General features: G+C 48.5%; 5 protein-coding genes. 3 read left to right on the top strand and 2 right to left on the bottom strand.

Going from position 1 to position 6,474, the window contains the following annotated elements:
* Positions 1-519 (top strand): hypothetical protein (locus IQ260_RS25460; RefSeq protein ID WP_228016424.1); only part of this gene is annotated, 519 nt, incomplete at its 5' end.
* A gap of 231 nt (positions 520-750) precedes the next feature.
* On the opposite strand, the gene IQ260_RS25465 is transcribed toward IQ260_RS25460, so the two are convergent.
* Positions 751-990 carry a hypothetical protein gene (locus IQ260_RS25465; RefSeq protein WP_193995884.1) on the bottom strand — a complete coding sequence of 80 codons (240 nt, stop codon included), beginning with the start codon at positions 988-990 and terminating at the stop codon, positions 751-753.
* Positions 991-1,729: 739 nt separating this feature from the next.
* On the opposite strand from IQ260_RS25465, the gene IQ260_RS25470 reads away from it, so the two are divergent.
* Together IQ260_RS25470 and IQ260_RS25475 are read left to right on the top strand one after the other, a co-directional pair.
* Positions 1,730-3,103: an AAA family ATPase gene (locus IQ260_RS25470; RefSeq protein ID WP_193995885.1), complete on the top strand. Its 1,374-nt coding sequence runs from the start codon at positions 1,730-1,732 to the stop codon at positions 3,101-3,103.
* Positions 3,093-3,761: an HNH endonuclease family protein gene (locus IQ260_RS25475; RefSeq protein ID WP_228016425.1), complete on the top strand. Its 669-nt coding sequence runs from the start codon at positions 3,093-3,095 to the stop codon at positions 3,759-3,761. Before IQ260_RS25470 ends, IQ260_RS25475 begins: the two co-directional genes overlap by 11 nt.
* A 52-nt stretch (positions 3,762-3,813) precedes the next feature.
* Here IQ260_RS25475 and IQ260_RS25480 read toward each other — a convergent pair whose 3' ends face one another.
* Positions 3,814-6,330, bottom strand: coding sequence for a branched-chain amino acid ABC transporter ATP-binding protein/permease (locus IQ260_RS25480; protein WP_193995887.1), 2,517 nt, complete (start codon positions 6,328-6,330; stop codon positions 3,814-3,816).
* Between the last annotated feature and the right edge of the window lie 144 nt (positions 6,331-6,474).

The following is a 6,474-nucleotide window of genomic DNA, read 5'->3' on the forward strand; positions in this document are numbered from 1 at the left end:
GACTTATGCTGGCTGTTGTCACATCAGCTTAATCACGCACGGTCAACTCCAAAAAAACGAAACTTTATCCATGCAAGGTTTGACTATCGACGTTATCCCCCCAGCATTGGCTATCAAAGAAAACTATTTCTTGAGCAAATAATAGATAAGCCAAGGTTTCGCTCGGGCCAAGTTAACCCAGCTTTATACCGTCTGGAATTGAGGTTGGCACAAGCAATCTTAAGTCCCTTTGGATATGGTGAAATCTGTTTTCGAGATTTTGAAGCTATTTTAGCCCATACATTACTGCTTAAACCTTCTATGGATCATCTGGAGACGTGGCCTAATATTTATATGCCAGGACAAACCTATATCAAACTTGATTGGAATGGTCATAATTTACTACCCATCTGTGACGCTATTTTTTCGAATCAAATTGATGTACAAGGCATCCAGAAAAATGCATATTATCTCTATCAAAAAAGTCTCAGTAAAATTGATGCAAAAATCGAAGAGATTCTTGATGAATTCTACTGCTGAAAGATTTTTTAATGGGGGAAGCGCAATACTCGCTCTACGCCTAAGTAGATAGCCTAAAGTAAACGTTCCTAATACTGCTGGTTTTCTCCAACGGAGAAAACCAGGATTGATGAATAGTTTTTTCCATCAACTTATTACGCCATTGCTGATCTAAGGAATGGTCTGATCTGCAGCTATTACTATTTGCCGGTCTCGTACAGGTAAGACCATACCAAGGATCAGCAACGCCTATTAATTGGCAGCAATCCGTTTGGTCAAAATAGCTATGACCTCATTGGCGCGTCCGGTAGAGATGGGTTTACTCCAGTCGTTGGGCTCAGCGTAGTGTTTGCTGTGCAGGTCTTTGATGGTGAGTCGCACCCCGGTGAGACTGCCAAATACCAGGTGCCGGACGGTTTCATATTCATGCTCGGGTAGGGGATCAGTGCCGAGTGCGGACGCAACTGCGCCCTGGGTAATATCGACAAACATAAGCTTTGGTCTCCAGACGTTTAGGAAGAAACCAAAGCTCAAGACCTAGCTACCCCGAGAATGTGTGCAAACCGGGGTAGCAATAGGATAAAGTATCCCAAGCCTCGGACTGCCTGTATCAGTCGGGGGTGAGCTGGCGGTTCGGTGTTGACGCACCTGCCGCCAGTGCTAAATATTGAGCTTTGTGGTCATGCCCAACAAGGGCGTGAGAACTACGGTACCGCTAAGACATTTCTCACGTCAAGCCAAAAATATTGCGGTTAATTACAAATCCAGCGAACTTCGTACTCCACGTCCACCCTGATTGAACACATGGGTATAGATCATGGCGATCTTCCCATTCTTATGGCCTAATAGCTCTGATACGGTTGAGCACGTAAAAACCACTGGCAAGTGTTGGGGATGCTTAGCTCACTCAATGTTATCTATAATTTGACAGATAACGCCCTGTTTCCTCGGAGTTATGCGTCAAAAGTTGCCTGTAAGTTGTGTAAATAAGGGTGTTATTACCTAAAAGTGACGGATAAGATTCGAAAATATAGATCTTATCCGTCAGATCTGATTCTGTGCCCAGATGATGTGAAGTGACTGTCTTCTTTATTGATAACTACGAGTGGTATTTGCTACGTGTGCTCGTTTTTGAGATCATAGTTTAACGCTCATCTCAGCAAAATCGGAGATAATGTCTGATGTATTGCTAGAGACAGTCTCATTTCCCAAATCATTAAACTCGACGAATATGGAAATTAAACGGGTTACCTTAAATAATATTGGGCCATTTGATACTCTCGAAATTTCCATAGCCCCCACTGAAAAGAACCTAAGCAATATTACGGTTTTCGTTGGCAATAATGGTGCTGGAAAAACCTCTGTGCTTCAAGCCTTAGCAACTTCTCTCAGTTGGATTGTTGCACGTTTACGTACGGAAAAAGGGAATGGAAACATCATTCCTGAAGATGCTATTCTAAATTCTGCTAATACGGCAAAAGTTGAAATAGCACTCTGTGATTCTTTTGAGTTATCGTCACAATCTAAACAAAGCGACCCCAGAAATCAGTTCAAATGGAGTATTACGAAAACTCGGAAAGGACGTAAGGCAAAATTTACTAGCGACCTTCAGGATTGTACTCGCCTCGCGAATCATTATCGGAGTTTACTAAGTGATAATGGTCAAGCCAGCCTACCTTTAATTGCGTTTTACCCTACTGAGCGTGTTGTGCTAGATATTCCTCTCAAGATTAGAGCCAAGCATACCTTCTTACAATTAGATGGCTATGATAATGCTCTTAGTCAGGGTGTAGACTTTCGTCGTTTTTTTGAGTGGTTTCGAGAGCGAGAAGATACTGAAAATGAGTCTGGTATTCCTGAAGATTGGCTGAACCAACTGAAACCGATAATCGGGAATGATCAAGACGTATGGCAACGTCTGAATGAACTCAATGCTTCAGCGAAAGATCGGCAACTAACAGCAGTTCGCACTGCCATAGGCCAATTTATGCCGCATATGGATAACCTTAGAGTCCGACGTAAGCCTCGACTCCACATGGCAATCGACAAGAATAGTGAGACGTTAAATGTAGCCCAACTCTCCCAGGGTGAAAAGTCTTTGATGGCTCTAGTAGGTGATATTGCGCGTCGTCTAGCGATGCTGAACCCATCTCTAGAGAATCCTCTAACAGGCGATGGAATAATCCTGATTGATGAAGTTGATCTTCATCTTCATCCTTCGTGGCAACGTAGCTTATGTGATCGCTTAATTGAAACTTTTCCAAATTGTCAATTTGTGTTGACTACATATTCACCCTTGGTAATTAGCGACTGTAAAGATGTTTTAGCTTACACCTTAACTGATGGTGAACTTCAGGAACTGCCATCTCAATATGGTCAAGATGCTAACACCGTTTTGTTAGATGTTATGGATACTAGTATCCGTAATGAGAAAGTTGATGCTGAACTCAATGATTTATTAGATGCTATACAAGATGCAAATCTAAGCCAAGCTAAACGACTCCTGTCAGAACTAACTGCTGAACTGCCAGCTAACCACCTGGAATTAGTCAAAGCCAAACTATTAATCTATAAACAAGAATTGCGTCATGCGAATGATAAGTAAAGGAGTTGAGCCTACTAGCTTAACAACTTGGAAACAGAAAAATCCTCACGGAAATTATAATCAGCTACCTGACAATATTCGCCGTGACATTCGAGACCAAGCTCTAAAAGAACAATTCTATCTTTGCGCTTATTGCTGCCAACGAATTGTTGATATCGATGCTTGCCATAATGAACATTTGGAAGCACAAAGCCTAAATTACCTAAGAAGTCTCGATTTTGCAAATATTGTTGCTAGCTGCAATACACGCAATCAATGTGGAATTGCGCATAAATCACAACCACTACCCCTCACCCCATTGATGAAAGAATGTGAAATTGAATTGAAGTTTAAAATTAGTGGCCGGGTAGAAGGCTTGACTGAACAAGCACGTATGATGATTCAAGTCTTAAACCTAGGAAATCACGAAAAAAATAACCGTTCCTTTATTCAAAAACGCAAGCAACTATCTGATGCATTATTATGGAAAAGTGGTGTAAATCCTGGTGAAGAATTAGAAAATGAAGAACTACTGGAACTTTTGATCGCTGAATTGGCGGAGCCTGAGCAGGGAAAATTGGAACCCTTTGCTCCAGTAGTCATCAATATTTTGAAGGGCTGGTTGCAGGTGCATGCTTCTAATAGCAGGGTACATAACAATTCTGGTGCAGCAGACTAATTGCAACGGCTAAATTGGCATAAAATTTACTAGCAGCCGCTGACCAGAAACATTAGCTAGATTGTTCTTCGAGGTTGTCGATGAGTGTGGGGGTATTGGCCCCTAGATAGCTCTCCGCAATCGTTGGGTCATTTTGTAGCTCTCTCGCTGTACCTGAGCGCACAATCTTTCCTATTTCTAACAGGTAGGCTCTATCTGCGATCGCAAGCACCAAACTAGCCATCTGGTCCACCAGTAAAATTGTCAGCCCCTCATCTCGCAGCTCGGCCAGTGTGGCATAAAGACCCTCTACCAGCTGTGGTGCAAGACCTAGAGAGGGCTCATCTAGCAGCAGCAGCTGAGGACGTGCCATCAGTCCGCGTGCGATCGCAAGCATCTGCTGCTCACCACCCGAGAGTAACCCTGCCTTTTGCCCCTGTCGCTCCCGCAGGCGAGGAAATCGTTCTAACATCTGTTCTATATCGCGGCTAATGCCATCATCTCGCCGATGAAACGCCCCCAGCCGCAGGTTGTCCACAACCGTTAAATCTTTAAACACCTGCCGTCCTTCAGGCACTAGGACTACGCCTTTGTGGGCCATCTGATGGGCCGAGGCAGAGAGAGCCTGTCCTGCTAGGTCGATCTGACCTGACCAGGGCGGCAGCAAGTTGACCACACTTTTTAGCAACGTGCTCTTGCCTGCGCCGTTAGCGCCCACGATCGCCACCAGTTCTCCCGGATATACCGCCAGCGACACATCGGTCAGTACCTGTAGCCTGCCATAGCCTCCGGTAAGATTCGTCACACTGAGCAACGGTGTCGCCCCACCGGGTCGCTCCTCAACGCGTCTGGAGGATGCAGTCGTAGAGGTTTCTGTACCCAAGTAAGCCGCCAAGACTCGTGGGTCTTGCTGGACCTCAGCCGGTGTCCCCCAGGCAATTGCCCGACCGCTTTCCATCACCAAAACCCGGTCCGAAATGCCCATTACCAGGTCCATGTCATGCTCAATCAAGATCACCTTGATGCCGCTGCTGGCAATGCGTCGAACCAGCTGGGCTAATGCCGCCTTGCTGTCGTTGCTAAGCCCTGCAGCGGGCTCATCTAGCAGGAGCACCTGGGGGTTAGCGATCAGCGCTCGGGCTAATTCCACCAGACGGCGATCGCCAAAGGACAGGGCGGCAGCAGACTGGTGAATATCGCCCTGATAGCCCACAAAGGAGAGCAGCTCCAAAAGTGACGTTTGAGCGCAGCGTCGGTTTAATCCTAAAAGGGCTAGGGGGACTGGCCCTAGCCGTGGTCCCGCCGCCGCCGTGCGGAGATTTTCTACGACAGATAGCGAGTCGAATAGTCGCGTCGCCTGAAAGGTGCGGCTGACGCCCAGTACTGCAATTTGCCGACTGCTGAGGCGGGTGAGATCAGTCGTTCCGAGCTGAATACGGCCAGATGCGGCCCTGTAAAAGCCGCTGATCAGGTTTAGCAGCGTGGTTTTTCCAGCACCGTTGGGACCAATCACCGCTGTGACGGTACCGGGCTGTGCCGTCAGGCTGACGTTGTCCACCGCTCGGATGCCGCCAAACTGAATGCTGACGCCCTCGACCATCAGCGCATGATGCTGTGATTGCACGGGCAACGGCGGCGTAGCGGGTGGCTTCGCTAGGGGGTATACCGGCTGAGGTTGGTTAAATCGGCGAAAAGCGCTCATGATGCCGTTGGGAGCTAGCCGCAGCGTCAACAGCAGCAGCAGCCCAAAGACCAACAGCTGATATTCGGCAAAGTCGCTGAGCAGCTCTGGCAAGATCACCAGCACCAGCGCCCCCAGCACAGCCCCTTCTGCTGCGCCTAAACCGCCTAAAATCACCGCCAGTAGAAACAAAATCGAGCGATGAAAGGTGAAGCTGTCGGGGCTGACAAAGCCGACAATTGGTGCAAAGAAGACACCCGCGATACCTGTGAAGGCGGCTGAGAGGGCAAACGCGACTACCCTCACGTACAGCGGGTTTAAGCCTAAGGCCGCAGCTGCGATCGCATCGTCTCGCACCGCTCGGATGGCTTGTCCCCAGGGATGGCGCTTGAGCTGGGCAAACATCAGGGTGGCCAGACCAGCCAGACCAATCACCAGCAGCACCGCGCTCTGTAGTGAAGGCTCTAAACCCAGCACTGCGGGTTTGGGCATCCCTGTGAGACCGCCAAACCCACCGGTCAGATCCACCCACTCAATCAAAATTCGCTCGACGATGATACCAAACGCGATGGTCACCATGGCCAGATAAGGGCCGCTCACCCGTAAGGCTGGCAGTGCCAGGACCAGCCCTGTCCCGGCTGTGGTCACCGCTGCCATGGCCAACGCGGGCCAAAACGACCACTCGGCGTTGAGCATCAGCAGACTGCCGGTATAGGTACCAATGGCAAAAAATCCGGCGTGGCCGATGGAAACCTGCCCCGACAGTCCCACCAAAATGTTAAGACCCACCGAGACTAGGGTGGTTACACCGATCATCCCTAGCACAAACAGATAGTAGGTATTGGGGGCTAGCAGCGTGGCTGCGATCGCGACTCCAAATATCGCAATGCCAATGGCAAGTCTCACCATCGCTACACCTTCTCAGTCTGGGCGCGACCAAACAGCCCGTTTGGTCGCAGCGCCAGCACCCCGATGACAACGGCAAAGCCAACAATCTCTCGGTAGCTGCCGCCCAAAAGCCCCGCCGCTAGCGACTCAACCACACCGTAGCCC

Source organism: Leptolyngbya cf. ectocarpi LEGE 11479 (assembly GCF_015207065.1).
GTDB classification, from domain to species: domain Bacteria; phylum Cyanobacteriota; class Cyanobacteriia; order Phormidesmidales; family Phormidesmidaceae; genus Leptothoe; species Leptothoe ectocarpi.

What these genes read in the sequence shown, in the direction of transcription:
- IQ260_RS25475 (WP_228016425.1), top strand. Translation starts at nt 3,093, where the DNA reads ATGATAAGTAAAGGAGTTGAGCCTACTAGCTTAACAACTTGGAAACAG.
- IQ260_RS25465 (WP_193995884.1), bottom strand. Translation starts at nt 990, where the DNA reads ATGTTTGTCGATATTACCCAGGGCGCAGTTGCGTCCGCACTCGGCACT.
- IQ260_RS25470 (WP_193995885.1), top strand. Translation starts at nt 1,730, where the DNA reads ATGGAAATTAAACGGGTTACCTTAAATAATATTGGGCCATTTGATACT.
- IQ260_RS25480 (WP_193995887.1), bottom strand. Translation starts at nt 6,330, where the DNA reads ATGGTGAGACTTGCCATTGGCATTGCGATATTTGGAGTCGCGATCGCA.